Here is a 26,877-nt window from a genome sequence, read left to right as displayed (position 1 = left end):
GCTCTCTGGAAAGCAAGCTCGCCCGGCCAGGGTGGTGGCTTTGTCCGCCCTGCACTTGCCGGGACCAAGGCTTTCCCATAACCCTCCCGCCCCAAGCGACACATGAATCTTTAAAGACGGAGCGGGCCTCATGAGCATCGCCTTCATTTTCCCCGGCCAGGGCAGCCAGACTGTCGGGATGGGCGCGGACCTGGCCGAGGCCTTCGCCGCAGCCCGCGAGGTGTTTCAGGAAGTCGATGACGCCCTGGGACAGAAGCTGTTTTCGCTGATGAAGGAAGGTCCCGAGGGCGACCTGACCCTGACCGAGAACGCCCAGCCGGCCCTGATGGCCGTGAGCCTCGCCGTGGCGAGGGTGCTGGAGAAGGAATTCGGCATCGGGATCGACCGGGCTGCCTTCGTCGCCGGCCATTCCCTCGGTGAGTATTCCGCGCTGGCCGCTGCCGGCTCGATCACCCTGGCCGACACCGCCCGCCTGCTGAAGCTGCGAGGCCAGGCCATGCAGCGTGCCGTGCCGGTCGGCGAGGGTGCGATGGCCTCACTGATCGGTCCCAAGACCGACCTGGCCCTGGCCGAAGCCGCTGCCGCCGCCGGCTCGGCCTTTGGCGTGTGCGTCGTGGCCAATGACAACAACAACGGCAATGTCGTGATCTCCGGCGACAAGGCCGCTGTCGACAAGGCCATCGAGAAGGCCAAGGAACTGGGTGCCCGGGCCATTCCGCTGAATGTCTCGGCCCCTTTCCACTGCCCGCTGATGCAGCCGGCCGCTGACGAGATGGCCGAGGCCCTGGCCGGGACCACCATCATTGCGCCGCGCGCGCCGCTGGTGGCCAATGTCACGGCCGCGCCGGTGCACGATCCCGATGTCATCCGTGGGCTGCTGGTCGAGCAGGTGACCGGCCGTGTCCGGTGGCGCGAGAGCATGATCTGGCTGGCCGGCGAGGGCGGCATCACCCGCTTTGCCGAAGCCGGGGCGGGCAAGGTCCTGTCGGGCATGGCCAAGCGGATCGCACCGGATTCCGAGGCGACCCCGCTCAACAGCCCGGCCGACCTCGAGGCCTTCGCCAAGTCACTCTAGTGACCGTCATCCCGGGCCAGCGCGGAGCGCGCCGACCCGGGACCTCTACAGGCGCCGGCGTGTCCGGCGGTCCCGGCTCTTCGGCCGGGATGACAAATCTGGATTGGGAGACCCAAAACCATGTTTGATCTCACAGGCAAAACCGCCCTGGTGACCGGCGCGACCGGCGGCATCGGCGGGGCCATCGCCAAGGCCCTTCACGCCCAGGGTGCCCATGTCGTGCTGTCAGGAACCCGCGAATCGGCTCTCGCCGAGCTGGCGACCCAGTTCGGCGAGCGGGTCTCGACCGTGGCGGCCAACCTGTCCGACGCCGCGGCCGTGGACGGCCTGGTCGCCAGGGCGGAAGACGCCGCCGGCGCGCCTCTGGACATCGTCATCGCCAATGCCGGCATCACCCGGGACGGCCTGATCGTCCGGATGAAGGACGAGGACTGGGACACCGTGATCAAGGTGAACCTGGAAGGCTATTTCCGCCTGTCGCGGGCCGCCGCCAAGGGCATGATGAAGCGCCGGTCGGGCCGGATCATCGGCATTACCTCGGTGGTGGGCGTTACGGGCAATCCCGGCCAGACCAACTATGCGGCCTCCAAGGCCGGAATGATCGGCTTTTCCAAGGCCTTGGCCCAGGAGCTGGCCAGCCGCAACGTCACCGTCAACTGCGTCGCGCCCGGCTTCATCGCCAGCCCCATGACCGATGCCCTGACCGACGCCCAGAAGGCCGGCATCCTGTCCGGCATCCCGGCCGGCCGCCTCGGCGAAGGCAGCGACATCGCCGCCGCCTGCGTCTATCTCGCCAGCGACCAGGCCGCCTATGTCACCGGCCAGACCTTGCACGTGAACGGCGGCATGGCCATGATCTAGCCACCCACAGGCCTTTTCGGGCGACTGGCTGGTCACCCGAAAAGGAACGTGATAGGCGGTGGCCCGACAATTCCCTTGAATGGTAAAGCTGCGGCTGATCCATTTGCGGGCAACAGAATTCCAACTGAGGGACTAAACAGAATGTCCGACATTCTCGAGCGCGTGCGTAAGATCGTTATCGAGCATCTGGATGCCGATCCCGAGAAGGTCACCGAGAAGGCCAGCTTCATCGACGACCTGGGTGCCGACAGCCTCGACAACGTCGAGCTGGTCATGGCGTTCGAAGAAGAGTTCGACATCGAAATTCCGGATGACGCCGCCGAACACATCCAGACGGTTGGCGACGCCGTGAAGTTCATCACGGAAAAGACCGGCGCCTAAAGGCTCCGGGTTCGCACACTGACGCGAACAGGACTATCACCGCCGCGCAGCACGGGCTCTTGCCATCGTGCGCGCGGCGGTTTTCGTATGTGGCCAGGATTCGCACCAAGCGCTCCGACGGGCTCGCCCGTCCGCAACGCCGGTGCGCGAGAAGGTTGGGAGTGATCCATGCGTAGAGTTGTCGTAACCGGTCTGGGTCTGCTGACTCCGCTGGGCCATGGCGTTGAAGTGTCGTGGAAGAACATCCTGGCCGGCAAGTCCGGGGCCAACCGAATCTCGGCCTTCGACCCCACCGACTATGCCTGCAAGGTCGCCTGCGAGGTGCCGCGCGTTGACGGCCGCGGCGGCGGCGGCCCCGATGTTGAGGGTGCGTTCAATCCCGACCTGACCATGAGCCCGCGCGACCAGAAGCGCGTCGACGACTTCATCCTCTACGGCATCGCCGCCGCCGACGAAGCGGTGAAGGACTCCGGCTGGGTGCCGGAAACCGAGGAAGACAAGTATCGCACCGGCGTGATCATGGGGTCGGGCATCGGCGGTCTCTCGACCATCGCCGACACGGCCGTCGAGATGGAAACCAAGGGCCCGCGCCGGGTCAGCCCGTTCTTCATCTCGTCCGCCCTGATCAACCTGATCTCGGGTCAGGTCTCGATCCGCTACGGCTTCAAGGGCCCCAACCACTCGGTGGTCACGGCCTGCGCCACCGGAGCCCACGCGATCGGCGATGCCGCCCGGATGATCAAGTACGGCGATGCCGACGTCATGGTGGCCGGTGGTGCCGAAGCCGCCGTCTGCAAGGTCGGGATCGCCGGCTTCATTGCCTGCCGCGCCGTGTCCACCGACCGCAACGACGAGCCGGAAAAGGCCTCGCGCCCCTATGACAAGGACCGCGACGGCTTTGTGATGGGCGAAGGCGCGGGCGCCCTGGTCCTGGAAGAATACGAGCACGCCAAGGCGCGTGGCGCGAAGATCTATGCCGAGGTCGTGGGCTATGGCCTCTCGGGCGACGCCTATCACATCACCGCCCCGTCCGAAGACGGCGACGGCGGCTTCCGGGCCCTGTCGGCGGCCGTGAAGGACGCCGGCCTGAAGCCCTCGGACATCGACTACGTCAATGCCCACGGCACCTCGACCATGGCCGACGGCATCGAGGCCAAGGCCGTCGAGCGCTTCCTGGGCGACCATGCCGGCAACGTGGTGATGTCGTCGACCAAGTCGATGACCGGCCACCTGCTGGGTGCCGCCGGCGCGATCGAGGGGATCTTCTCGATCCTCGCGATCCGCGACCAGATTGCGCCGCCGACGATCAATCTCGACAATCCCGACGTCGAGGTCGCCATGAACCTGGCCCCGCACAAGGCCGTGCCGATGAAGATCGATGTCGCGGTGTCCAACAGCTTCGGCTTCGGCGGCACCAACGCCTCCGTCGTGTTCCGTAAAGTCTCGTGAGCCGCAAGGCCGCCCCCCCGCGCAAGACGGGCCGCAAGGCCGAGTCGGCCCCGATCGGCCGTCGGCTGATCGCCATGGTCATGGCCGGTGGGGCGACTCTGGCCCTGATCGGCCTGGTCCTGGTGCTGGGCAGCCTGTGGCTCTATCAAGGCCCCGGGCCAGCGGCGCGCTCCGGCGATGTGACCTCGGTGGTCCTGCGTAAGGGGGCCAGCCTGCCCGAGATTGCCAGCAGCCTCGAGCGGGGTGGGGCCATCCGCTCGTCGTCGATCTTCATTACCGCCGCCCAGGTGACCGGTGCAGCCCGGGCCCTGAAGGCCGGCGAATACGAATTCAAGAGCCGGGCCTCGATGGCCCAGGTGCTGGACGCTATCCGCCACGGTCGCATTGTTCGTCACCAGGTGACGATCCCCGAGGGCGTGACCTCGGAAATGGCGGTCGAGATCCTGATGCGTTCGCCCGTGCTGACCGGCGTGGTCCCGACCCCGCCCGAAGGGGCCATCCTGCCGGAGACCTATCAGGTCGAACGCGGTGAGGACCGCTCGGCTGTCCTGCAGCGGATGATGGACGACCGTGACGAACTGCTGGCCCAGCTCTGGGCCGGTCGCCAGTCGGGTCTGCCGTTCTCGACCAAGGAAGAGGCCGCAACCCTGGCCTCGATCGTCGAGAAGGAAACGGGTCTGGCCTCGGAGCGGCCCCGCGTCGCCGCCGTTTTCGTCAACCGCCTGCGCACCGGCATGCGCCTGGGCAGTGATCCGACCATCATCTATGGCCTGACCCGGGGCCGCCCGCTGGGACGGGGCATCCGTCTTTCGGAGCTGCAGCGTCAGACGCCCTACAACACCTATCTGATCAACGGCCTGCCGCCGACGCCGATCGCCAATCCGGGCCGCGAAGCCCTGGCGGCGGTCATGAACCCGCCCAACAGCGACGAGCTCTATTTCGTGGCCGACGGTACGGGCGGTCATGTGTTCGCCCGCACCTATGCCGAGCACGAGGCCAATGTCGCCCGCTGGCGGCAGGTCGAGCGCGACCGGGCCGCCAAGGCCGCCAAGAGCGGCGGCTAGAGATGGCGCTGTCGGGCATGACCGGCTTTGCGCGGGTCGAGGGCGCGCTCGGGGCCTGGTCCTGGGCGGTTGAGGCCCGCAGCGTCAACGGCCGCAACCTCGATACCCGCTTTCGCGGCCCGCCGGGCTTTGAGGCTCTTGACCGCCAGGCCCGCGACGGGGCCCAGGCGCGATTCCAGCGTGGCCAGCTGACGGTCAACATCCAGGCCAAGCGGGCCGAGTCGAGCGGCCAGACCCAGATCAGTGTCGAGACCCTTGAGCGCTATCTGAAGGCCGGCGCGCCCTATGTCGCCACCGGCATGGTCGCCAAGCCGTCCCTGGACGGCCTGCTCGGCCTGCGCGGTGTCATTGAGGTCCGTGAAGAGGATGACGATGGTGAGACCCGCGCCGCCGTTGAAGCCGCCATGGCGGCCAGCCTCGGCGAGGCCCTCGAGGCCCTAAAGCAGGCCCGTCTCGAAGAGGGCCAGGCTCTGTCGCCGGTCCTGAACGGCCAGGTCGATACCATCGAACGCCTGACCCGCGAGGCCGGGGTCGAGGCCGCCGGTCAGCCGGCCGTGCTCAAGGAGCGCTTCAGCCGCCGGATGAGCGAATTGCTGGGCGAGGCCGCCGCCGAGGACCGTATCGTCCAGGAAGCCGCGGCCCTGGCCATCAAGGCCGATGTCCGCGAAGAACTCGACCGGCTCACCGGCCATGTCGTCGCCGCCCGGGCCCTGCTGGGCGGCGAGGCCGCGGCCGGCCGCCGACTGGACTTCCTGTCCCAGGAATTCATGCGCGAATCCAATACACTCTGCTCGAAATCGGCCCTCAGCAGCCTGACCGCGATCGGTCTGGAGCTGAAGGCCGTGATCGAGCAGTTCCGCGAACAGGTTCAGAACGTTGAATAAGTCCCATCACAAAACCCCCCATTCTCGTCATAGGGGCCTGCTGCTGATGGTCGTGGCCCCGTCCGGGGTCGGCAAGACCTCGCTGACCCGCCGCCTGGTGGCCGATCACGGCGACCTGCACCTGTCGATCAGCGCCACCACCCGCGCGCCGCGTCCCGGTGAGCATGACGGGCGCGACTATCACTTCGTCAGCCGCGAACGCTTCCAGGAGATGATCGAGGCCGACGCCTTCCTCGAATGGGCCGAGGTCTACGGCAACTACTACGGCAGCCCCAAACCGCCGATCATGGCGGCCCTGGAGCGTGGCGAGAGCGCCCTGTTCGACATCGACTTCCAGGGCGCGATGAAGGTGCACAAGCAGGCTGGCCCGGACAGCGTTCTGGTCTATATCCTGCCGCCGTCCCTGGCCGAGATGAGCCGCCGCCTGCATGCCCGCAGCCAGGACAGTGAAGAGGTGATCCACCGCCGCCTGTCGCGGGCCAAGGACGAGGTCGCCGCCTGGGAGCAGTTCGACTACGTCATCCTCAATGATGACTTCGACAAGGCCTATGCCGATCTCGCCCACATCTATCACGCCGAACGCCAGAAGCGGTCTCGCAACCCCTGGATCGGCGATCTGGTCAGCGATCTTCTGAAGGAAGAGATCTAGTCCAGCGTCGCCCGGGCGAGGGCCAGGAAGCCCTCGATCGGCACGTTCTCGGCCCGGATGTCCGGATTGATGCCGGCCTTTTCGCACAGGGCGATGCCGCCCAACGCCTTGAGGCTGGAGCGCAGCATCTTGCGACGCTGACCGAAGGCCGAGGCCGTCACCCGTTCCAGCGCCGCCAGTTCCTCCGCCGGCGGAATCACCGCCCGGGGGACCAGGCGCACCACGGCCGAGGCGACCTTGGGCGGCGGGGTGAAGGCCCGGGCCGGCAGGTCCATCACCACCCTGGCCTCACACACCGTCTGGGCGATCACGGCCAACCGGCCATAGGCGTCATCCTCGACCTGGGCGGCGATGCGCTCGGCCACTTCCTTCTGGAACATCAGGGTCATGGACAGGGGGCGGAACGGACCCGTCAGCCAGTTGATCAGGAGCTGGGTGCCGACATTGTAGGGCAGGTTGGCCACGACATGGGCCGGAACCCCGCCGACGGCCTTGGCGGCATCGACCTTGAGCGCGTCGCCCTGCACGACCTCAAGGCGCTGGTCTGAGGCCTCCGTCAGTTCGGCCAGGATCGGCAGGAAGCGGCTGTCCATTTCGATGGCGACGACGCGCGCGCCGGTTTCCAGCAGGGCCCGGGTCAGGCCGCCCGGGCCGGGGCCGACCTCAACCACGACGTCCTCCGGCTGGATGCCGGACAGCCGGGCGATCTTGCGGGTGATGTTGAGGTCGAGCAGGAAGTGCTGGCCAAAACTCTTGCGAGCCAGCAGGTCGTGCCGCTCGAGAGCGTCGCGCAGGGGCGGCAGGTCAGCCAGGCTCATGGTCGTTCAGTCTCTGCGTAAGGTCAGGCCGCGCGGCGAGCGGCGATCTGCTCGGCCAGCCGGATGGCGGCGATCAGGCTATCGGCTCGAGCGATGCCGCGTCCAGCAATGTCGAAGCCGGTGCCGTGATCGGGTGAGGTCCTGACGATTGGCAGGCCCAGCGTAACGTTCACCCCGCCCCAGAAGTCGAGCATCTTGACCGGGATCAGGGCCTGGTCGTGATACATGCAGAGCACGGCATCGAAGCGCGTGCGCGCTTCTGCATGAAAAAGGGTGTCGGACGGGGCAGGGCCGCTGACCGCGATACCGAGGTTTCGCAGGTCCGCAACAGCCGGTCCGATGATCTCGATTTCCTCGCGGCCCAATGCGCCGCCTTCGCCCGCATGGGGATTGAGGGCGGCCACGGCCAGACGAGGACGTTCCAGACCAAAGTCGCGCCGCAGGGCCTCGGCGGTCACCTGACCGGCCTGGACGATCGCCTCCCGGGTCAGGGCCGCAGGAGCATCCCTGAGCGCCATGTGAATGGTCACCAGGGTGGCGCGCAGGTCGCCGGCCGCCAGCATCATCACCGGCCCCCGGGTGCTCGCCTGTGGGACGGCAGCGGTCAGGTCCGCGAGAAACTCGGTATGGCCCGGGAAGCGGAAACCCGCCGCATAGAGCGGCGCCTTGGCGATCGGTGCGGTGACGATCCCCGAGACCGCGCCTGACAGGGCCAGGTCCACCGCCGTCTCGATGCAGCGGAGGATCTGGCCGGCATGTGCACTGTCTGGCTGTCCAGCGATGACGGGTGACGTCAGGGGGATGTCCAGCACCGGCAGCGCGTCAGCAAAGACGGCGCACGCCTCGGCCGGAGTGCCTACGGCGCGAACCGGAACCTCTGGGTTGGCGGCGGACAGGGCACGGGCGTCGCCCACCACCATGAACGCCGGTCCCTGCAGGCGAAGCGAGGTCCAGGCCCTGGCGATGATCTCCGCGCCGATACCGGCCGGATCACCGGCGCTGAGGGCGAGGGGGCTCGGCGTCACCGGGTTTCGATGGTCGCCGAGTTGCGCAGGTCACGGAGATAGCGCTTGGAGATCAGCGCCAGCTGCTGGCCGCGCAGGCGGTTCTCGATCTGGTCGTGGGTCGGGGCCTTGCCGCCCGACTGTCGCTTGCCGCAGACGGCGATCAGGTGAAGGCCGGCATCGGTGCGGATCGGATCGGAAACCTGACCGATCTGCAGGGCGGTCGCCGCTTCCTGGAAGGCCGGAGCCAGATCCGTGATCTCGGCTTCGCCGAGGTCACCGGCCACCAGGCCATCAATCTTGCCGGCCGCAGGTTCGAGGGTCGAGCAGCTGGTGATCTGTGGCTTCAGGGCCAGCAGGGTCTTGGTGGCCAGCTCGACCTGATCGGCGGGGGCATCGGCCGCCAGCGGATAGGCGACCTGCTTGAGATCGACCAGGGCCGCCTTGGCTCCGGCCCGCTTCTCGCGCAGATAGATGATGTAGACGCCGTCCTTGACCGGAATCGGACGCGATAGCTGGCCCGGGCGCAGCTGTTCCAGGGCGACGTCGACTTCCGCCGGCATTTCGCCGGGGCTGATCCAGCCGGCATCGCCGCCGTTGGCTGCGGTCGCGGCGGCCGAGAACTGCCGGGCGACCGCCGGGAAGGGGGCTCCCTGCTGGATCTGGCCTACCAGCTGGTTGGCTCCGTTGACTGCGGTTTCCATGCCGCCGACGCGGGTGGCGTCGATGAAGACTTCACTGACCTGGTACTGCGGCTTGCTGGCCGACTCGGCCATGCGACGCTCATAGGCCTTGATCTGGTCTTCGCCCACGCGCAGACGCGAGCCGTAACGACCACTGATCCAGTTCTGCCAGCTGCTTTCGGCGCGGATCTGGGCCCGGAAGGTTTCCGCGCCCACGCCCTGCGACGCCAGCTGGGCCAGCAGCTGCTTGCCGGTCATGCTGGCATTGTTGCCCTTGGCGATGTCGTCGATCTGCTCGTCGATTTCGCGATCGGTCGAGATGATCGTGATCTTCTGGGCCTTTTCGACGCGCTTCAGTTCCTGGAACTGGACGCGTTCGTCGATCAGCGACCGCAGGGCCTCCTGCTCCAGCTGGGGCAGGTTCTCCTCGGTCGGCTGCAGGCCCGAGCTGACCATCAGCAGGCGCATGCGCTGCATCAGGTCATAGCTGGAGATGATGTCGTCATTGACGACAGCCGCGACACTTTCCGACAGCGGGTTGGCGTTCGGTGCGGCAACCGTGGGCGCAGCAGCGGTCTGGGCCATGACCGACGAGCCGAAGCCCGCCACTGCCAGGGCGATGATGGACGCGGCGCCAGCCGCGGCAAGGGTCTTCACGCTACGCGCAGGCCGCATGGATAGTGTCGTTCCTCTTGAGCTCGCCAGTCCGGGCGGAAGGACTTCCGGGACAGGGCAGGCTCGGTTCCAAACATTCAAACGCGACCGGCTCAGAAAACGGCGAGCCGTCTTCTGCCGTCACGCATCAGGGCGGATGGGCTGCTCACATGGTGAAAGCCATGTGTCGCAGCGTCGCCGCGAGTAATTTCAGTCGCTGTATCCTGTATCACCCAATGTGGCGAGCGTTAGGCGCAGCACGATGGATTCGTCGGCCTGCAACTTCAGGCCACCTGATGAGGCCTGGCTGTAGCGATCCTCGTTTTGGTAGATGACGTCGATGCGGATGCAGTCGTCGGTATAGGCCACGCCGAGGTCGCGGCGGCGCCAGACACCGGCTTCCAGATCGCGCTGGCCATAGGCTGTCAGGCCCCACTTCTTCGTCAGGTTCAGCTGGCCGCGCATTTCGAAGGTCTCGAGCGGCGCTCCATTGGCATCCTGATTGTCTCGCACATAGCGGGCCGAACCCAGGATGTACTTGCTGTTGGCATCAAGCCCGGCCTCGATGCGGCGCAGCTTGTCGTCGTTGAGGTCCGGGGCATAGCGGGTGCGGACAAAGGCGTTGACGCCGCGGATCGGTGTCACCGTCGCCGCGACAATCCAGTCCGACGACTTGGTCTGCAGGCCTGACCGGGCCGGCAGCAGGGGATCAACTTCCGATCGGAAGCTGCGGCCCACCAGGACGCTGGCCCCACGGCCGTCATCATAGGTCACGGTGGCACGGCCACCGACGTTCATCCTCTGCCCCCCCTCATAGAGGTCGAAGCCCGGCGACTTGTTGGCCCGGAACAGGTTGGTCTCGTCGAATTCGAACGAGGTGCTGTCCTCGTTATAGAGATAGGTCTTCGAGCCCGCCGTTCCGACGGTGACCGGCACCCGGCGACTGTCTGAACCGGCCGCGAACTGGGCCATGGGCTCCAGCACGATCGTCCCGCCCTTCAGGGGCTTCAGAAGCGGCCAGCTGAGGTCGACGCCGGTGACGCCGAGGGTCCGCGAATAGGACCGGGTCTTGTCGGCTCCAGGCAGGTCGGAGATGCGATAGGCGTCGCCCCGGGCCTGGGCGAACGGCGACACACGGACGCCGGACCGCAGCGTCAGGTTGGAGCGCCAGTCGAGGTTCACGCTGCCGCGCTGGCTGTCGACGCCGTCGGTCCCGGCGGCATAGGGCGACTCCGTACGGGTCAGGATGACGCCCGAGCCCTGCAGGCGCAGCCGCCCGCCCAGGATCGGGGTCTCAGGCTGCCAGCGCCCTTCGACCAGCGGGCCGATCAGCGGGAAGACGTCGCTGTTCTCGAAACTGGAAAGGCCCGTCACCGGATCAACCGCCGAAACCCGAAGCCCCTGGACCGTGACCGCCGAGACCGACAGGAACGATCGCGCGTCCTGGCGGGTGGCGTAGATCTGCGAGCTCAAGCGCCTGTCTTCGCTCGTGAAAAGACCGCGCTGTTGATAGACGTCATTGATATCGTAGTTGTCGAAGATCAGCTTGTCCGAGGTCCGTTCGGCGCTGAAGCCCCAGGTCCAGCGGTCATTGATGTCGAACTTGCCCTTGGCCAGGATATAGCTGCGCGCCGTGGCTTCGCCGAACCGCTCGCCCTTGCTGTCGATGTCCTTTTCGTAGGTGAAGCCTGCGCGAACCTCGGTGGTTCCCGAGTAGAACCGCTTGCGCCAGTTCACATTCAGAAACGGATTAACACTCGTGTTAATTTGAGGACTTAGGACAATATCCTGAGACGGCGAGATCACCTGCAGATACGGCTGCTGATACGACATCCCGCGGCGTTTCGAGGCGCCGAGCTTGGGAGTCAGAAAGCCAGAGCTGCGGGTCGCCTGCGGGTCCGGGTGCCAGAACACCGGCAGGTACATCAGCGGCGCGCCCCAGAGGCGGATGACTGCCTTCTTGTAGTAGACGAGCTGGCGTTCCTTGTCCTGGACCACCTTGTCCGCCGACAGCGACCAGGTCGGGGTCGGCTTTTCGGCGCAGACCTCACAGGGCGTGTAGATCGCCTGGTTCAGTTCCTGGATGGTTTCGTTGCGTCGAATGGCCGTGGCCGCCGCGATCTTGACGTTCTCGTCCATGCGGGCCGAGAAGCCCAGGGCGAAACCGGCGCGCAGGTCCTTGTCCAGGGTCAGTTCGTCGGCGAACTGGGCGGTGCCGTCGGCATTGATCAGGGCGACCTTGCCCTTGGCGGTGATCACGCCGGACTTGGTGTCATAGACCACTTCCTCGGCCCGCAGCGTGCGGCCCTGATAGCGAACCTCGACATCACCGCGTGCGGTCAGGACCTCGGACTTGTCGTCGCGGATCAGCAGGTCCGATTCCAGGTAGTAGCCGTCCATGCCGAGCCCGTCGTCCGGGGCCGGCGCGACCTTGGGCACCGGGGGCACGCCGGCGAGGCTCTGGGCGTGCGCAGCCGTGGCCGCCAGCACGAGCCCTGCCACGCTCCCCAGCAGGCGCATGCGCCCTTCGGGCGAAGCGCCTTGGCGCTGATCCTTCATGAACGACCTCGGAAACACGGACTCAACCATCCTCGGTATAGCAAAGCAGGGTGAAGCCCGCCAAAAGCGCAACGAGCGGCGGGGTCCAGGCGGCGAACGCCGGGGACAGAACATCCGCCTTTGCCAGTGCGCTGCAAAGCGCATTGAAAAAGAAAAAGCCGAAGCCCAGGGCCACGCCCGATCCCGCCAGGGCCGCCAGGCCGCCGAGGCGCATCAGGCGCAGGGAGAAGGCCGCCGCCAGCACCGACATGGCCGCAAACAGCAGCGGAGTCGCGAGGATCTGGTGGAAGCGCAACCGGAACGGGGTGGCCGAGAAGCCCGCGGCTTCGGTGCGTCGAATGGTGTCGGGCAGTCGCCACAGCGCCACGGCTTCGGGCGAGGTGAAGCTCTCGGAGGCGGTGCGATCGTCCAGGTTTGACGGAATCGACTGGCTCTCCGACCGAATCGCCCCGGAGCCGGGTGTCGCCTCCCGAACATCGATCAGCCGCCAGAAACCCGGTTCCAGTCGGGCCTCGCTGGCCTCGATCCGGCGGGAGAAGTCCATCACGCCCTTGCTGTTCAGGGTGTAGATGAACAGCGACACGCCGCGCAGCCGGACCGAGCCGTCGACCTGGTCCCGGGCCCGGGCATGGATGACGATCTGGTTGCGGTCGTCGCCCTGCCGCAGCCAGGTGCCCTTGGGCGCGGCCTTCAGATAGTTCTCCATCATCCGGTCGCGGGTGACTTCGTACTGGCCTGTGAGGGCGGTGCTCATCGGGTTGAGCAGGGCGATGGTGACCACCCCCATCGCAAAGGCTGCGAAGGCCGCCGGGAAGATGAAGCGCCAGGCCGAGACGCCCGCGGCCCGCATCGCGATCAGTTCGCTCCGCCGGTTCAGCCCGACATAGGCCCCAAGGGTTCCGAACAGGAAGATGAAGGGCGTGAGCAGCAGGATCGTAGCCGGCGACTGCAGCAGGGTCAGATAGAGGAGCTCGCCAAACCCGACATCGGCACGGGTGCCGACCGTGCGGGCGATGTCGACGAAGGCGATCAGCATGACCATCGAGCCGAGCACGGCGAAGGCCGCACCCAGCGAGGCCAGGGTCCGCTTCAGGACGTAGCGCTCGAGCATGCCGATGCCGAGGCTCACGTTGCGGCTCCCGCAAACGGCGTCGGGCCTGCGCCGCCGATGGCGACATAGCGGGTGATCTTCTGGCGGAAGATCTGTGCCAGGCCCCACCAGATCGCCGCGAGCGGAACGGCATACTGCAGGATATTGAGCCAGGCCGAGTCCTCGCAGGCCGCCTGGACGCCGAAGCCGATGATCCGGACCACAGCGGCGGCCGCGCCGACGGCGGCGATCCGCTTGCCGTAGCCCATGCGGCTGAAGGAGCCGCCGATCACGGCGGCCAGGGCCATGGCCATCATCGCGATGGTGTAGAGCGGACCGGACAGGCGCGAATGCCCTTCGGCCAGCAGCCCGGTCCGGTTCCTCTGTTCCCACTCCTGGGTCAGGTCCGGGAAAAACAGCTCGTGCGGATAGCGGTCGGCGATCTTGTAGTGCAGCAGCTCGTCGCTCTGGAACAGCGAGGACAGGTCGAAGGCATATTCGTCAAACGAGGTGTACTGCAGCACGCCGGTACTCGAGAACTGCTGGTTCGAGCCCTTCAGCATGATCAGGACCGGGGCGCCGTTGCGCGTGGCGATCACGGCTTCGCGCGAAGAATAGGTCGAGGCCCCGCCATCGGGCTTGTCCTGATGGATGAACAGGTTGTGGATCAGGTTGTTGCGGTCGATCGACTGCGCATAGACGGTCAGCCCCGGGCCCGGCTCGGTGAACTGGCCCGGTTTGACCAGGGTCGAGGCGACATCGGTCTTGACGGCAAAGGCCGTCTCACGAATCTGGCGGGCGCTCCACGGCTGGACCCACAGGCCCAGGACCAGCGAGAGCAGGGCGGCGAACACCGACAGACGCATGGCCGGCGAGATGACCCGCCAGCGGCTCATGCCGCCCGCAAAGCACACGACGATCTCCTGCTCGGTGTGCAGCCGGTTCAGGGCGACCAGGGCGGCCACGAACAGGGCAATCGGCAGGATGATGTTGAGGAGCTGGGGCAGGGCCAGCGCGATGATCTTCACGAACACGAGGGCGCTCTGTCGCTGCTCGACCAGAACGTCGAACTCCGACAGGCTTCTGGCCAGCAGGGCAAGCGCCGCCAGGGCCGCCGTCGCCAGAAGCGTCGGTCCCAGGAGCTGGCGGAAAAGGTAACGTTCGATCAGGCGCATCGAAAAGGGGGTTCGGGCGAGCGGATTCGGCTGGATGCGAACCCCCACGGAAGGCGTTCGTTCTACACGCCGCCTCTGCATCGGCACAACCGAAGACCGCGTTCGCGATCGCCGGAAGTCTTTTCTCGCGACAAGGCTTGCACTATGCCGCCACATACAGGTGTTCCGGCGCGCGAGCGGCAGGTGCGCCACGACCGATCAAGGAGCCTGCGATGCGTATCGAGTTTGTTCCCGCCGACGTCCAGGCCGGTGCCACGGCCGCCCTGGCGGTCCTGGCGCACGAGGCTGCCGCCCTGTCGCCCGAAGCGCGGGTGATCGACGAGGCCACCGGCGGTGGCCTGGCCCGCGCCATCGCCAGTGGACGGTTCATCGGGGCCAAGGGCCAGACCCTCGACCTCATCGCGCCGCATGGCCTCGAAGCCGCCCGTGTCGTCCTGGTGGGCGTTGACGGGGTTGGTGCTGTCGAGCCCGAGGCCCTCGAAACGGCTGCGGCCCATGCCTTCCACGCCGTGAAGGCCTCGGGTGTTTCCGAACTGGTGCTGAAGTTCGGAGCCGACGCCGAGACCGCCGCCCGGGCCGCGTTCGGCGTGAAGCTGGCCGCCTATCGCTTTGACAAGTATCGGACAACCGAGAAGGCCGAGAAGAAGCCCTCGGTTGTTGTGGTCAAGATTGCCGCCGCCGATCCGGTCAAGGCGGCCAAGGTGTTCGAAGGGCTGGATGCCCTGGCCGACGCCATCCTGTTCAGCCGTGACCTTGTCTCGGAACCGGCCAACATCCTGCACCCCGAAGAGTTCGCGGCCCGCGCCAAGAGCCTGGAAAGCCTCGGCCTTGAGGTCGAGATCCTTGGCGAGGCCCAGATGGCCGAGCTCGGCATGGGCAGCCTGCTCGGCGTCGGCCAGGGCAGCGTCCGCGAGAGCCAGCTGGTCATCATGAAATGGACCGGCGCGGCAGACAAAGCCGCCCAGCCCATCGCCTTTGTCGGCAAGGGCGTCTGCTTCGATACCGGCGGCATCAGCATCAAGCCGGCCGACGGCATGGAAGACATGAAGTGGGACATGGGCGGCGCGGCCGCTGTCGCCGGAGTCATGCATGCGCTGGCCGGCCGCAAGGCGAAGGTCAATGCCATCGGCGTTCTGGGCCTGGTCGAGAACATGCCCGACGGCAATGCCCAGCGCCCCGGTGACGTGGTCACCTCGATGTCGGGCCAGACCATTGAGGTCATCAATACCGATGCCGAGGGCCGCCTCGTGCTGGCCGACGCCCTCTGGTACACCCAGCAGCGATTCAAGCCGCAGTTCATGATCGACCTGGCCACGCTGACGGGAGCGATCATCATCTCCCTGGGTCATGATTACGCCGGTTTGTTCAGCAATAACGATGGTTTGTCAGAAAAACTTCTCGCGGCGGGCAATGCCGAGCGCGAGAAGCTTTGGCGACTGCCGCTGCCGGCTGCCTACGAGAAGCAGATCGAAAGCCCGATCGCCGACATGAAGAACATCGGCGGCCGCCCGGCCGGTTCGATCACGGCGGGTCTCTTCCTGCAGAAGTTCGTCAATGGCGTGCCCTGGGCCCACCTGGACATCGCTTCGGTCGCCTGGCGCAAGCCGTCGACCGATCCGACCGTGCCCGACGGCGCGGCAGGCTTCGGCGTCCGCCTGCTGAACCGGCTGGTTGCCGACGCCTACGAAGGCTGACGGACATCATGGCCGAAGGCCCCTGCGAGGTCTGGTTCTACCACCTGGAGCGAAGCAGCGCCGAGCAGGTGCTGCCCGAGCTGCTGGAGAAGACCCTCGGCCGGGGCTGGAAAGCCCTGGTCCGGGGCGTTGATGCCCAGCGGCTGGCCGCGCTGGACGAGCATCTGTGGACCTACCGCGAGGAGAGCTTTCTGCCGCACGGCATCACGGGCGAGCCGCTGGCGGACCGGCAGCCGGTTCTGCTTACGACCGGTCTGGACAATCCGAACGTCGGCGACGTGCTGTTTTTGATCGACGGGGCCGAGCCGGGGGATCTGGCGGGCCTAACGCGCTGCATTCTGCTGTTTGACGGGCGCGATGACGCGGCTCTTGGAACCGCACGGGGGCGCTGGACGCTGTTCAAGAAGGGCGGTCACCCGGTGTCCTACTGGCGCCAGGGGGCTGAACGGGGCTGGGAGAAGCAGGCATGAACCGTTGGACGTCATCTCTGCTGGCCGCAGCCGCAATGCTGGTTCTGGCATCCTGCACCAGCGCGCCGCCGCCTGCGCCTCTGCCGCCCCCTGAAACACCCGTGGCACCGCCGCCGGTCGCCATCGCGCCGCCGCAGCCCAAGGATCACTGCGGCATGGCTGAGGCCCAGGGCTTCGTCGGCAAGCTGCGGACCGAGCTGCCGGCCCCGGTGGATCCGACCCGCTGGCGGGTGGCCTGCACGACCTGTCCCGTGACCATGGACTTCCGTCCGGACCGGTTGAACATCCTGTTCGACGCGGGCACCGGCACGGTCAAAGAGGTCAAGTGCGGCTAGCGCCGGCCCCAGGCGGATTGAGACCCTGTAGAACCGTCCAAACGCAAAACGCCCCCGACCTTGGCCGGGGGCGTTCCGTTATCGGGTTCTCAGGCCAGCCTAGTGGTAGCGGCGGATCAGACCCACAAGCTTGCCCTGGACCTCGACCTGATCGGGGCCGAAGATTCGGGTTTCATATTTCGGGTTAGCGGCTTCCAGGGCGATAGAGCCGCCCTTCTTGCGCAGACGCTTGAGGGTGGCTTCCTCACCGACCAGGGCCACGACGATCTCGCCGGAATTGGCGGTGTCGCCCTTCTTGATGATCACATAGTCGCCGTCGAGGATGCCGGCCTCAATCATCGAGTCACCCTGGACTTCGAGCACATAGTGCTCCCCGCCGCCCAGCATGGCCTCAGGCACCGGCAGGCGCTCGCGTTCATGCTGGATCGCGTCGATGGGCGTGCCGGCGGCGATCTTGCCGAGGATCGGCAGGTCGCGGCTGTCATTGGCGGCCGGAGCCGACGCAAGGCTGGGTGAGGGGGCTCCACCGCCCTCGACAACCTGCGGCTTGAACGCGCCGCGACCCTTGGGCGGCGCTGCGGTCGTGGCCTGTTGCGGAAGCTTCACGACCTCGAGAGCCCGGGCCCGATGGGCCAGGCGGCGGATGAAGCCGCGCTCTTCCAGGGCGGTGATCAGCCGGTGGATGCCCGACTTGGACGCCAGGTCCAGGGCTTCCTTCATTTCATCGAAAGACGGCGAGACGCCGCTCTCTTTGATGCGTTCGTGGATGAACATCAGCAGTTCGTGCTGCTTGCGCGTGAGCATGTCGGCCTCGACCCAGACGCGGAACAAACCGCAAACCTTGCGAATGTTCTCTAGGCGTTCTTTCTTAATGTCAAGTTGACGACCCTCGTGGCGGCACCAGTGCGGGAGGCTGGAGGGCTCAGGGCCCGGGTTGGCTCGCGGGCTCGGCCGGGCCCCGTAGCGCTGATCGGCAGCGACCCAAAGTTACGGCCCGATTTCCGTTTTGAATTGGGGGGTTGCGACGGAGGCCTCAGGCAAGGCGGCCTTGATCGCTCCGGCGGCAGAACCTGCCCTGCCGATCGCTGCGACGGTTCAGGATCCCTCGTGAGATCATCGAACGGCGTTCTGGTCTTTTCGGGCCTGGCGCGCGTGGAGCCGGGTCACTGGCCGGCTTCCGCCGGCTAGGCAGCGCGATCCAGGGCGATTCGGCGCGGTCGAGGTTCCGGGCTGTTTAGCCTGCCTTGCCGGTTTGGCTCAGAAGCTGGTCGCGAGTTCCGGGTGCTTGGGGCTGCAGTTGCCGTAGATGGCCGCAAGGATGGCCATGTCCTTGTCATAGTCGCCGGAGGGCATGATCGCTTCGCCCAGCCCGACGACCTTGCGGCGATAGTCCATCATGCCGCAGACCATCGGCACCCCGGCCTGCATGGCGATGTTGTAGAAGCCGGTCTTCCACTGACGGGCCTTGCCGCGTGTGCCCTCGGGCGCAATGGTCAGCATGAACTCGTCGCGTCGGGCAAACTCGTCCGCCATGACCTTGACGGTATCGCGAGACTGCGAGCGGTCGATCGGCACGCCGCCCAGGTCGCGCATCACCCCTGCGAAGGGCCAGCGGAACAGCGAGGCCTTGCCCATGAAGCTGAGGTTGAGATTGAGGGCATCGGCGGCCCCGATGAAATAGACGAAGTCCCAGTTGCTCGTGTGGGGGGCCGCAATGATCACGCACTTGCGGCCTGGCGGGACAGAGCCTTCAACCGTCCATCCGCGAAGGCGAAAAAACACGGCCAGGGCCCATTTCACAAGTCGAGCAATGGGGCTCATCTACGTTTCGTCTCCCTGGGCGCGCTCTCGTCTGCGAACCGCAGCGAGACGTCGTGAGTCGGCAAATTGACTGGCTCCGGAGCTCAGCGCCAGCCCTCACGCGCGCGATCCGGGGCCTGGGACGCTCAGCCCAGCAAAGCCCGGGTGGCTTCGGCCACATTGGCCTGACGCATCAGGCTTTCGCCGACCAGCATGGCCCTGGCCCCGGCGGCCTCCATGCGCACGACATCCGCATGCACGAAGAGACCGCTTTCTGTGACCAGCAGGGCGTCCTGGGGGGCCTGGGCGGCCAGCCGTTCGGTCACGGCAAGGTCGACGACGAAGCTCTTGAGGTCCCGGTTGTTGATGCCGACCAGCGTCGCACCCAGCTGCCCGGCGCGGGCCATCTCGGCCTCGTCATGCACCTCGACCAGGGCGTCCATGCCCAGGCGTTCGGCCTCGGCCATGAGGTCGGCGGCGAGGCTGTCCTCGATCATGGCGAGGATGACGAGAATCGCGTCGGCCCCGAGGGCCCGGCTTTCGGCCACCTGCCACGGATCGACCAGGAAGTCCTTGCGGATACAGGGCAGGCTGACGGCGGCGCGGGCGTCGATCAGATAGGGATCCGCCCCCTGAAAGCTCGGACCATCGGTCAGGACGGAAAGGCAGGCCGCACCGCCGGCCTCATAGGCCCGGGCCAGGGCGGGCGGGTCAAAGTCGGCCCGGATCAGCCCCTTGGACGGTGAGGCTTTCTTGATCTCGGCGATCAGGGCCAGCCTGCCGGGCGCATGGGCCGTGGACAGGGCGGCCTTGAAGCCACGCGGCTTGCTGGCGGATTTGGCAGCGGTTTCCAGCTGCGACACGGTTCGCCGGCGCTTGCGGTCAGCCACCTCGTCGCGCTTGTAGGCGGCGATCTGGGCGAGAATGTCGGTCATGCGCTGGCGGTCTCGGTGTTGGTGGCGGCGACGAGACCGGCCAGGGCTGCCCTGGCCTTGCCGGAGTCGATCGACGCGGCGGCGGCCTCGAGGCCTTCGCTGAGGGTCTCGACCCGGTCGGCGACCAGGAAGGCGGCTGCGGCATTGAGCAGAACGATGTCGCGATAGGGGCCGGTCTCGCCGTCGAGAAGGCGGGTGAGGGCGGCGGCATTGTATTCGGGCTCGCCTCCGGTGATGTCAGCCAGAGAAGCCCTCGGCAGGCCGACGGCCTCCGGGGTGATCTTGAACAGCCGCACCATGCCGTCGCGCCATTCGGCGACCTCGGTCTCACCGGTGGTCGTCAATTCGTCGAGGCCCGAGCCATGCACCGACCAGGCGCGCTCAGCCCCGAGGGCTCCGAGGGCGCGGGCGATGGGCTCGACAAAGCGCAGGGAGGACACCCCCACCACCTGCCGACGGGCTCCGGCCGGATTGGTCAGCGGGCCCAGCAGGTTGAAAATGGTGCGGAAGCCCAGCTGCTGGCGGATCGGCGAGACGTGCCGCATCGCGCCGTGGTGGGCCTGGGCGAACAGGAAACAGATCCCGGCCTTGTCGAGGGCCCGGCGTTGCTGGGCACGGCTGGCGTCGATATTGACCCCCAGGGCGGTCAGGACGTCGGCCGTGCCGGACTTGGAGGTGATGGCGCGATTGCCGTGCTTGGCGACCTTCAGTCCGCCGCCGGCAGCGACGAAGCCCACGGCCGTCGAGATGTTGAGCGTGTGAAGGCCATCGCCGCCGGTGCCACAGACGTCGACGACGTCATAAGGATGGTCCAGCATCACGGCGGCGCGGCGCATGGCGCGGGCGCAGGCGGCGATCTCGCCGACCGTCTCGCCGCGCAGCCGCATGGCCGTGACGGCCGCCGCGACCTGGGCCGGGGTCGGTTCGCCACGCAGGCAGGCGCTGAAGAAGACCTCGGCGTCGTCCTCGGACAGGGTCTGGCCGTCGGCCAGCTTGGCCAGCAGCGGCTTGAAGGCGTCAGACATGGCTTGTCCTAGGCGAAGGCCGAGGCGTCGCGAGCGACACCGGCCAGGTCCAGGAAGTTGGCCAGCATCTGGTGACCGCCTTCGGTGGCGATGGATTCAGGGTGGAACTGCACGCCGTGCACCGGTCGGGTGCGATGCTGCACGCCCATGATTTCGCCATCGGCGGTCCAGGCAGTGACCTCCAGCTCGGCCGGAAGGTCTTCGCGTCGGACGGCCAGGCTGTGATAGCGGGTGGCGGTGAAGGGGTTGGGCAGGCCCTTGAACAGACCCTTGTCAGCGTGATGGATCGGACAGGTCTTGCCGTGCATCACTTCCTTGGCGCGGATGACTTCGCCGCCATAGGCCTGACCGATGGCCTGGTGGCCGAGGCAGACCCCGAGGATCGGCATGTCGTCCGGCGCGCCGCGCAGCAGGGGCAGACAGATGCCGGCCTGGTCCGGGGCCTTGGGCCCGGGCGACAGCAGGATCGCGGCCGGCCGCAGACCCAGGGCCTCCTGGACCGTCAGGTCGTCGTTGCGATGCACGACGGTATCAGCCCCCAGCTCGTTCAGATAGTGAACGAGGTTGTAGGTGAAGCTGTCGTAGTTATCGATGACCAGGATCATGACGCCGCCTTTCGCGGGTTCAGCTTCTAGGGCCAACCGGGCACCACGCCAAGCCTTGGAGGTGCCGGTCACTTGAGGCATATGCGGTTTCAGGGGGCGGGGACGGCTGATTTGCAGACGATCCGGGGCGTCTTCGACGGGTGCGACATCAATGACCTCGCCACAGACGGACGACGCCACCATGCTGCGTCTCATGGCCCTGACTGATTCCGCCCTCGACCCCGTGGCCCTGTCCTACGTCCGGGCCCTTTTGCGCCCGCGCGAGCGGCGTCAGAAGATGGCGCCCGTCCTGGCGGCCGCAGCCTTCGCCGCGATCTGCGCCGTCAGTTTCGCCACCGTGATGGTGCTGGCCCCGGCGACCGTCACCCAGCACATCCCCAACGACCGCCTCGGCTAGCTGGAGGTCAGGCGAAGCGCCAGGCTTCCTCGGCCGCCCGCTTGAGGGCGCGGGACTTGTGCAGGGTCTCGTCATATTCGGCGTCGGCATCGCTGTCGGCCACCACACCGCCACCGGCCTGGACGTACATCATGCCGTCCTTGACCAGGGCCGTGCGCAGCACGATGCAGGTGTCGACCGAACCGTCGGCCCCGATATAGCCGACCGCCCCGGCATAGCCGAGGCCCCGCTTCTCGATCTCCAGCTCGTCGATGATCTCCATCGCCCGCACCTTGGGCGCGCCCGACAGGGTGCCGGCGGGCAGGGCGGCCATCAGCACGTCGACCGGATCGACGCCCTCGGGCGCGACGCCCTCGACGTTCGAGACGATGTGCATGACATGGCTGTAGCGCTCGACCTTGAAGCTTTCGGTCACCTTGACGCGCGGGCCCTTGTGCGGCTTGGCCGGCTCGTTACGACCCGGCTCCTTCAGCATCGACACCCGGCCCACATCATTGCGGCCCAGATCCAGAAGCATCAGGTGCTCGGCCCGTTCCTTGGGATCGGCCAGCAGCTCGGCCTCGAGGGCCAGATCTTCTTCGGGCGTCGCGCCGCGCGGACGGGTGCCGGCGATCGGGCGGATGGTGATCTTGCCGTCGCGCAGCCGGACCAGGATCTCCGGGCTGGACCCGACCAGATGGCAGCCGTCCAGATTGAGGAAATACAGGAACGGCGACGGATTGGTCCGGCGCAGGGAGCGGTAGAGGGCGAACGGATCCAGGTCGAACGGGGCCCGGAAGCGATGGCTGGGCACGACCTGGAAGATGTCGCCGGCCCGGATGTACGCCTTGGCCTTCTCGACCACGACCGCATACTCCTCGCGGCTGACCGGCGTGGTGAACTCGATCGGGGCGTGGCCCCGGCGGGGGGCTTCATGAGCCAGCGGACGGCGCAGGTCGGCCATCACCGCCTCGATGCGGGCGCGGGCAGCGTGATGGGCGTCCTCGGCGGAAACCCCGACGACCGGGCGCACCGTCGTCACCAGGATGATCTCCTGGGCGATGGCGTCGAACACGGCCACGATCGACGGCCGGGTCATGATGCCGTCGGGCAGGCCGCCGAGGGTGTCCTCATTGATGTCGGGCAGGCGTTCGGCCAGTCGCACCATGTCATAGCCGAGCGCGCCGAAGACGCCGGCCGCCATCGGCGGCAGGCCGGCCGGCAGGTCGATGCGCGACCGGGCGATCAGGTCGCGCAGGCTGTCCAGGGCCCCGCCCGCCTGCGGCGTGAACTCGCGACGCGCCACGGCTTCGCCTTCGGCGATCTCGGCCTGGTCCCCCCGGCAGCGCCACACCAGGTCGGGCTTCATCGCCACGATGGAGTAGCGGCCGCGCCAGGCGCCGCCCTCGACGCTTTCGAACAGGAAAGCATAGGGCTTGCCCTGGCCGATCTTCAGATAGGCCGAGACCGGGGTCTCGAGATCGTCGATCAGCCGGGTCCAGACGACCTGGGGGTGTCCGGCCTCATAGGTCTGGGCAAAGGTGTCGAAGGCGGGTTCCAGGCTCATTTGCTGGGCTTGCCGCTCTTGGCCGCCTCGGCCTTGGCCAGGGCCTCGGTATCGACGCCGATGGCCTGACGGGCGAGAGTCAGATTGACGCCGGTCTTCAGCTTGGTGCGAGCGGCGACCCGCGCTGCCTCGCCGAGGTCGCGCATCATGCTGCCGTCGGTCTGCTGGCGCAGCATCTGGACGGTGCGGGCCAGGTCGGCCGTCTTGGCCGGGTTCACGCGCTCAAGCTTGGCGACCACATAGGCCCCCTGACCGGCGCGCGAGGTGAAGACCTCGCCTGGCTTGGCCCCGAAGGCCCCAACCAGCAGGTCACGCCCCAGGGCCTGATAGCGCTGGGCATTCTCGCGACTCAGGCCGGGCACGCGCTGAACGCGCGAGCCGTTGGCCGCAGCGATGCTTTCGAGCGACGCGCCCTTGCGGACCTGGGCGGCCAGGGCATCGGCCTTCTCGCGCATGCGTTCGCTCATCTGGGTCTGCAGCCAGAACTGGGTGAGCTGGGGCTTGATCTCGGCCAGGGGCGGCATGGCGGAGGGGATGACCCGTTCGGCCCGGACCGCATAGTACTCGCCCTTGCCGATTTCGATCAGCTCGCTCTCGCCGCCGGCGGGCAGTTCGAAGGCCGTCTTCAGGACATCGGGGGTCAGGCCGGCAACGGGGCGACCGGTTTCGTCAGCGCCCTGGGCGGTGACCGGAGCCGTGGTGATGACCATGGCTCCGGCCTTGCTGGCGGCGGCCACCAGATCAGCCCCGGCATCATGGGCGTCCTGATAGGCCTGGGTCTGGTCATAGGCCTTGGTCTGGGCGTTCTGGGCCCGCAGTTCGGCCTCGATGGCCGGACGGACACTCTCGAGGCTCGCAGCGGCCCCCGGCGTGATCTTGGTGACCTTGATCACCGAGACGCCGAGATCGCCGACCACGGGGGCGCTGACCTGATCCGCAGCGAGGCGGAAGGCCGCGTCGGCGACCTTGCGGTCGGGCAGGGCGGTTTTCGGCTTGTCGGTCAGGAACACCGGCTTGACGCCGAAGGCCGAGGCCACGATGGCGGGCTGTTCGCCCTTGCCCAGCCGTTGGGCGATCGTCGCCGCACCCTTGGCATCAGGCGCAACGATCTGGACGAGCGAGCGGGTTTCCGGAGCGCTGAGCGTGTCCTTGCGGAAGTTGAAGGTCTTCTGCACCTCGGCCGGGTCCACACTGACGGTGGGCTCCAGGGCCTGGGCGCTGACCCGCATGATCGAGATGACCCGCGTTTCGGGCCGGGTCAGGCGCTCGGCGTTCTGCTTCATGAAGGCGGTCAGCTGGGCATCGGTCGGATTGCCGGGCGGAGTCACCGAGGCCGGATTGACGGCGAAGGCCGCCAGGTCACGGCTTTCCAGGCCATAGGCGGCCTGCAGGGCCGTGTAGATGCGGGGCGCATGCAGGCCGTTGGCAACGCCCGAGAAGAACTGGGTCTGGGCGATCTCGTCGCGCAGTGAAGCCTCATAGGTCTTCGGCGTCAGGTCGTTCTGGGCCAGCAGGGCGGCATACATCTTCGGATCAAACTTGCCGGTGATCGGGTCGAACGGCCGCTGGTTGGGGTGCAGGGCGCTCATCTGCTGCCGCACGACATCACCGATCAGCTTGTCCGACGGGTTGATCCCGGCCCGGCTGATCGCCTCGGCAATGGATTCCTGCAGGGCGATCTCGTCGAGGATCTGACGGTCGATACCGCGTTCAACAGCCTGGTCTGGCGTGATCGCCTCGCCGGTCTGCCGCTCGGTCCCCTTGCGGTAGCTGTCGAAGCGCACCTTGAAGTCCTGCGGGGTCAGGGTCCGGGAGCCGGCCTGGACGACGCCGGACAGGCGCGGGCCCTTGAAGACGTCGCTGATTCCAAACACCGCGAAGCTGACGATCAGCAGGGCGAACAGGATCACCGCGAGGGGCGATTTGGCGAAGGTGCGGAAACCGGCGAGCATAGGCGTTAAAAACCTTCCTGACTTGTCGCGGGCGCGCTTTGCCCTTCGGGCATCACAGCGGACACGAGCAGCGGGTATAGTAGAGCGGACGGCTCAGGGGCAACCCACGCCAGCCTTGACTTCCCAAGCGTCGGGGGGGTCAACAACGTCTTTATGACCCTTTCAAGCCCGACACCCCGGCCGCTGATCGCCGGCAACTGGAAAATGAACGGCCTTTCGCAGGCACTGGACGAGGCCCGAGCGGTTTCCGCCGGCCTTGAAGAGCGCCCCGCGGCGGCTCGCGTGGCCCTGTGCCCACCCGCCACGCTGCTCGATCGTCTGTCGCAAGCCCTTGAAGGCTCAGCGGTCCTCACCGGCGGCCAGGACTGCCATGCCCGGGCCAGCGGAGCCCATACCGGCGATGTTTCGGCCGACATGCTGGTCGATGCCGGAGCGGCCCTGGTCATTCTCGGCCACTCCGAGCGTCGGGTTGATCATGCCGAGACCAGTGCCATGGTCGCCGCCAAGGTCGAGGCCGCGTTGGCCGCCGGACTTGAGCCGATCGTCTGTGTCGGCGAGAGCCTGGCCCAGCGCGAGGCCGGATCGGCGCGCGACGTCGTCACGGGCCAGATTCGCGACTCCCTGCCGGCCAGCCTGGCGGACAACGCTTTCACCGTGGCCTATGAGCCGATCTGGGCGATCGGAACCGGTCGCACGGCAACCGTGGACGACATCGCCGAGATGCATGCGGCGATCCGGGCCGAACTGGTCGTCGCCTTCGGTCCCCACGGCGCGACGGTGCCGATTCTCTATGGCGGCTCGGTGAAGCCCGACAACGCCGCCGAGATTCTGCGCACGCCGGACGTCGGCGGAGCCCTGGTCGGCGGAGCCTCCCTGAAGGCCTCGGACTTCCTGGCGATCATCGCGGCAGCCTGAGAGGGGCGGGCGTGCCAAACGGCCGACGCCGCAGGCCCCCACCTGACCGGCTTTCGCCGGTCGTCCGCCCCCAGCGGGGGCGGATGAGATCATCTTCCCCCTCCGGGGGAAGACGGTCGCGAAGCGACCCGTAGGGGGCAAGTGCGGGGGATCAATAGAGCACCTTCTCCTTGTCATCCCGGACGCGCGCAGCGCGAGCCGGGACCCAGGGGCAACCGCAGTGCGTCGACCCCTGGGTCCCGGCGCTCCCGCCCTCCGGGCGTCCGGCCGGGATGACAAGGATTTTGGGCGTTAGAGAACGGGGATCCAGCCCGCTCAATCCCCATCACCCGCCAAACAAACCCCAACCCGATCAACCCCTTACAAAAATCCCCATCGCGCCAATCAAACGCGCTCAGAACCCCCCGCATAATCACCTCACCTCGTCGCGGGGAAGGGCGCCTGGCCAGCGACCGGAGCGGCGGCGTGGGGTGGTCGAGCGGGAAGCTCAACCGATGGCGGGAGGATCGCTTTGCGGTCCAGGCCGTCAACCCTGTCGTGTCTGGCGGCGGTCGGCCGTGGATCACAGAAACGACGTCACGGCAGGGGTCGGGCGAGCAGCAGGTGGGCCTGGAAGGGTTCACAGTCCGGGACGGGGTCGCGCCCCGGTCCGCCCGCCGGAGGCTTCAAGGCGGCGAGGCCCGAACAGGGCTCAGGCGTCGCGCGCTTCCGACAGAACGATCACGCGGAGCGTTCAGACGTCGTCGAAACGGTAATCATCAATCTTCTTCCGGGCGAGGCCCGGACGCTCCGCAGCCCTTCCCACACCTTCAGCGGCCAAACCGCGTGAGGCGGAGACGCCATGCCTTCCGATTGTC

Annotated in this window: 25 protein-coding genes; 12 read left to right on the top strand and 13 right to left on the bottom strand. The window is 67.2% G+C overall.

Translation table 11 applies throughout. The features are described 5' to 3' along the window. Window positions 1-130 precede the first annotated feature (130 nt). The 7 genes from fabD (at window position 131) to gmk (ending at window position 6,363) form a co-directional block, all read left to right on the top strand. A complete protein-coding gene (gene fabD / locus DBR10_RS06590; protein WP_108503614.1) occupies window positions 131-1,075 on the top strand; it encodes an ACP S-malonyltransferase in 945 nt (314 codons plus the stop codon). Between the two features lie 120 nt (window positions 1,076-1,195). After that, window positions 1,196-1,936 (top strand): 3-oxoacyl-[acyl-carrier-protein] reductase, encoded by a 741-nt coding sequence (fabG, locus tag DBR10_RS06585; protein WP_108503615.1) that lies wholly within the window; start codon window positions 1,196-1,198, stop codon window positions 1,934-1,936. Window positions 1,937-2,077: 141 nt separating this feature from the next. Then, a complete protein-coding gene (locus DBR10_RS06580; RefSeq protein ID WP_007672577.1) occupies window positions 2,078-2,317 on the top strand; it encodes an acyl carrier protein in 240 nt (79 codons plus the stop codon). Window positions 2,318-2,485: 168 nt separating this feature from the next. Beyond that, a complete protein-coding gene (gene fabF, locus DBR10_RS06575) occupies window positions 2,486-3,766 on the top strand; it encodes a beta-ketoacyl-ACP synthase II (RefSeq protein ID WP_108503616.1) in 1,281 nt (426 codons plus the stop codon). Window positions 3,767-3,840: 74 nt separating this feature from the next. Continuing rightward, window positions 3,841-4,830, top strand: a complete 990-nt coding sequence (mltG, locus tag DBR10_RS06570; RefSeq protein WP_108503621.1) for an endolytic transglycosylase MltG — start codon at window positions 3,841-3,843, stop codon at window positions 4,828-4,830. 2 nt (window positions 4,831-4,832) lie between these two features. Next, entirely contained in the window at window positions 4,833-5,714 is an 882-nt protein-coding gene (locus tag DBR10_RS06565; protein WP_108503617.1) for a YicC/YloC family endoribonuclease, read from the top strand. Continuing rightward, complete coding sequence (gmk, locus tag DBR10_RS06560; protein ID WP_108503618.1) at window positions 5,707-6,363, top strand: guanylate kinase; 657 nt, start codon at window positions 5,707-5,709, stop codon at window positions 6,361-6,363. Before DBR10_RS06565 ends, gmk begins: the two co-directional genes overlap by 8 nt. On the opposite strand, the gene rsmA is transcribed toward gmk, so the two are convergent. The 6 genes from rsmA to lptF form a co-directional block, all read right to left on the bottom strand. Further along, complete coding sequence (rsmA, locus tag DBR10_RS06555) at window positions 6,360-7,181, bottom strand: 16S rRNA (adenine(1518)-N(6)/adenine(1519)-N(6))-dimethyltransferase RsmA (protein WP_108503619.1); 822 nt, start codon at window positions 7,179-7,181, stop codon at window positions 6,360-6,362. The two genes, gmk and rsmA, sit on opposite strands and share 4 nt — an antisense overlap. 23 nt (window positions 7,182-7,204) lie before the next feature. Continuing rightward, complete coding sequence (gene pdxA / locus DBR10_RS06550) at window positions 7,205-8,206, bottom strand: 4-hydroxythreonine-4-phosphate dehydrogenase PdxA (RefSeq protein ID WP_108503620.1); 1,002 nt, start codon at window positions 8,204-8,206, stop codon at window positions 7,205-7,207. After that, entirely contained in the window at window positions 8,203-9,525 is a 1,323-nt protein-coding gene (locus tag DBR10_RS06545; RefSeq protein ID WP_233243298.1) for a peptidylprolyl isomerase, read from the bottom strand. Before DBR10_RS06545 ends, pdxA begins: the two co-directional genes overlap by 4 nt. A 207-nt stretch (window positions 9,526-9,732) precedes the next feature. After that, the gene (locus DBR10_RS06540; protein ID WP_233243297.1) at window positions 9,733-12,081 is read right to left on the bottom strand and encodes an LPS-assembly protein LptD; all 2,349 of its coding nucleotides are present in this window, start codon (window positions 12,079-12,081) and stop codon (window positions 9,733-9,735) included. A gap of 22 nt (window positions 12,082-12,103) precedes the next feature. Beyond that, entirely contained in the window at window positions 12,104-13,210 is a 1,107-nt protein-coding gene (gene lptG / locus DBR10_RS06535) for an LPS export ABC transporter permease LptG (protein ID WP_108503985.1), read from the bottom strand. After that, entirely contained in the window at window positions 13,207-14,346 is a 1,140-nt protein-coding gene (gene lptF / locus DBR10_RS06530) for an LPS export ABC transporter permease LptF (protein ID WP_108503984.1), read from the bottom strand. Before lptF ends, lptG begins: the two co-directional genes overlap by 4 nt. Window positions 14,347-14,558: 212 nt before the next feature. Here lptF and DBR10_RS06525 point away from each other — a divergent pair, with 212 nt between their 5' ends. From DBR10_RS06525 to DBR10_RS06515, 3 genes are read left to right on the top strand one after another with little or no spacing between them, the layout of a single operon-like run. After that, entirely contained in the window at window positions 14,559-16,040 is a 1,482-nt protein-coding gene (locus DBR10_RS06525) for a leucyl aminopeptidase (protein ID WP_108503983.1), read from the top strand. 8 nt (window positions 16,041-16,048) lie between these two features. After that, window positions 16,049-16,510 carry a DNA polymerase III subunit chi gene (locus tag DBR10_RS06520; protein WP_108503982.1) on the top strand — a complete coding sequence of 154 codons (462 nt, stop codon included), beginning with the start codon at window positions 16,049-16,051 and terminating at the stop codon, window positions 16,508-16,510. Next, a complete protein-coding gene (locus DBR10_RS06515; protein WP_108503981.1) occupies window positions 16,507-16,845 on the top strand; it encodes a peptidase inhibitor I78 in 339 nt (112 codons plus the stop codon). The genes DBR10_RS06520 and DBR10_RS06515 overlap by 4 nt, the downstream gene beginning before the upstream one ends. Window positions 16,846-16,944: 99 nt before the next feature. Here DBR10_RS06515 and lexA read toward each other — a convergent pair whose 3' ends face one another. The 5 genes from lexA to DBR10_RS06490 all read right to left on the bottom strand — a co-directional run bounded on the left by lexA (window position 16,945) and on the right by DBR10_RS06490 (window position 21,210). Then, window positions 16,945-17,649, bottom strand: a complete 705-nt coding sequence (gene lexA / locus DBR10_RS06510; protein ID WP_108503986.1) for a transcriptional repressor LexA — start codon at window positions 17,647-17,649, stop codon at window positions 16,945-16,947. Window positions 17,650-18,102: 453 nt separating this feature from the next. After that, window positions 18,103-18,666, bottom strand: coding sequence for a lysophospholipid acyltransferase family protein (locus DBR10_RS06505; RefSeq protein WP_108488757.1), 564 nt, complete (start codon window positions 18,664-18,666; stop codon window positions 18,103-18,105). A 125-nt stretch (window positions 18,667-18,791) separates the two neighbouring features. Next, window positions 18,792-19,580 carry an indole-3-glycerol phosphate synthase TrpC gene (trpC, locus tag DBR10_RS06500; RefSeq protein WP_108504381.1) on the bottom strand — a complete coding sequence of 263 codons (789 nt, stop codon included), beginning with the start codon at window positions 19,578-19,580 and terminating at the stop codon, window positions 18,792-18,794. Then, a complete protein-coding gene (trpD, locus tag DBR10_RS06495) occupies window positions 19,577-20,605 on the bottom strand; it encodes an anthranilate phosphoribosyltransferase (RefSeq protein ID WP_108556215.1) in 1,029 nt (342 codons plus the stop codon). Before trpD ends, trpC begins: the two co-directional genes overlap by 4 nt. Window positions 20,606-20,613: 8 nt before the next feature. After that, complete coding sequence (locus DBR10_RS06490; RefSeq protein ID WP_108505625.1) at window positions 20,614-21,210, bottom strand: anthranilate synthase component II; 597 nt, start codon at window positions 21,208-21,210, stop codon at window positions 20,614-20,616. A gap of 193 nt (window positions 21,211-21,403) precedes the next feature. Here DBR10_RS06490 and DBR10_RS19270 point away from each other — a divergent pair, with 193 nt between their 5' ends. Beyond that, the gene (locus DBR10_RS19270; RefSeq protein WP_177486132.1) at window positions 21,404-21,607 is read left to right on the top strand and encodes a hypothetical protein; all 204 of its coding nucleotides are present in this window, start codon (window positions 21,404-21,406) and stop codon (window positions 21,605-21,607) included. A gap of 7 nt (window positions 21,608-21,614) precedes the next feature. Here DBR10_RS19270 and trpE read toward each other — a convergent pair whose 3' ends face one another. Both trpE and DBR10_RS06475 read right to left on the bottom strand, forming a co-directional pair. Then, complete coding sequence (trpE, locus tag DBR10_RS06480; RefSeq protein ID WP_108556214.1) at window positions 21,615-23,153, bottom strand: anthranilate synthase component I; 1,539 nt, start codon at window positions 23,151-23,153, stop codon at window positions 21,615-21,617. Then, window positions 23,150-25,105 carry a peptidylprolyl isomerase gene (locus DBR10_RS06475; RefSeq protein ID WP_108505626.1) on the bottom strand — a complete coding sequence of 652 codons (1,956 nt, stop codon included), beginning with the start codon at window positions 25,103-25,105 and terminating at the stop codon, window positions 23,150-23,152. Before DBR10_RS06475 ends, trpE begins: the two co-directional genes overlap by 4 nt. Before the next feature lie 153 nt (window positions 25,106-25,258). Between DBR10_RS06475 and tpiA the strand changes: the two genes are divergently transcribed. Beyond that, window positions 25,259-26,020, top strand: coding sequence for a triose-phosphate isomerase (gene tpiA / locus DBR10_RS06470; protein ID WP_108505627.1), 762 nt, complete (start codon window positions 25,259-25,261; stop codon window positions 26,018-26,020). The last annotated feature ends 857 nt before the right edge of the window (window positions 26,021-26,877 follow it).

The sequence above is a fragment of the Caulobacter sp. HMWF025 genome (assembly GCF_003060965.1).
Classification (GTDB): Bacteria; Pseudomonadota; Alphaproteobacteria; order Caulobacterales; family Caulobacteraceae; genus Caulobacter.
The sequence above is the reverse complement of the archived record's forward strand: the minus strand, read 5'-3'. Positions and strand labels throughout refer to the sequence as shown.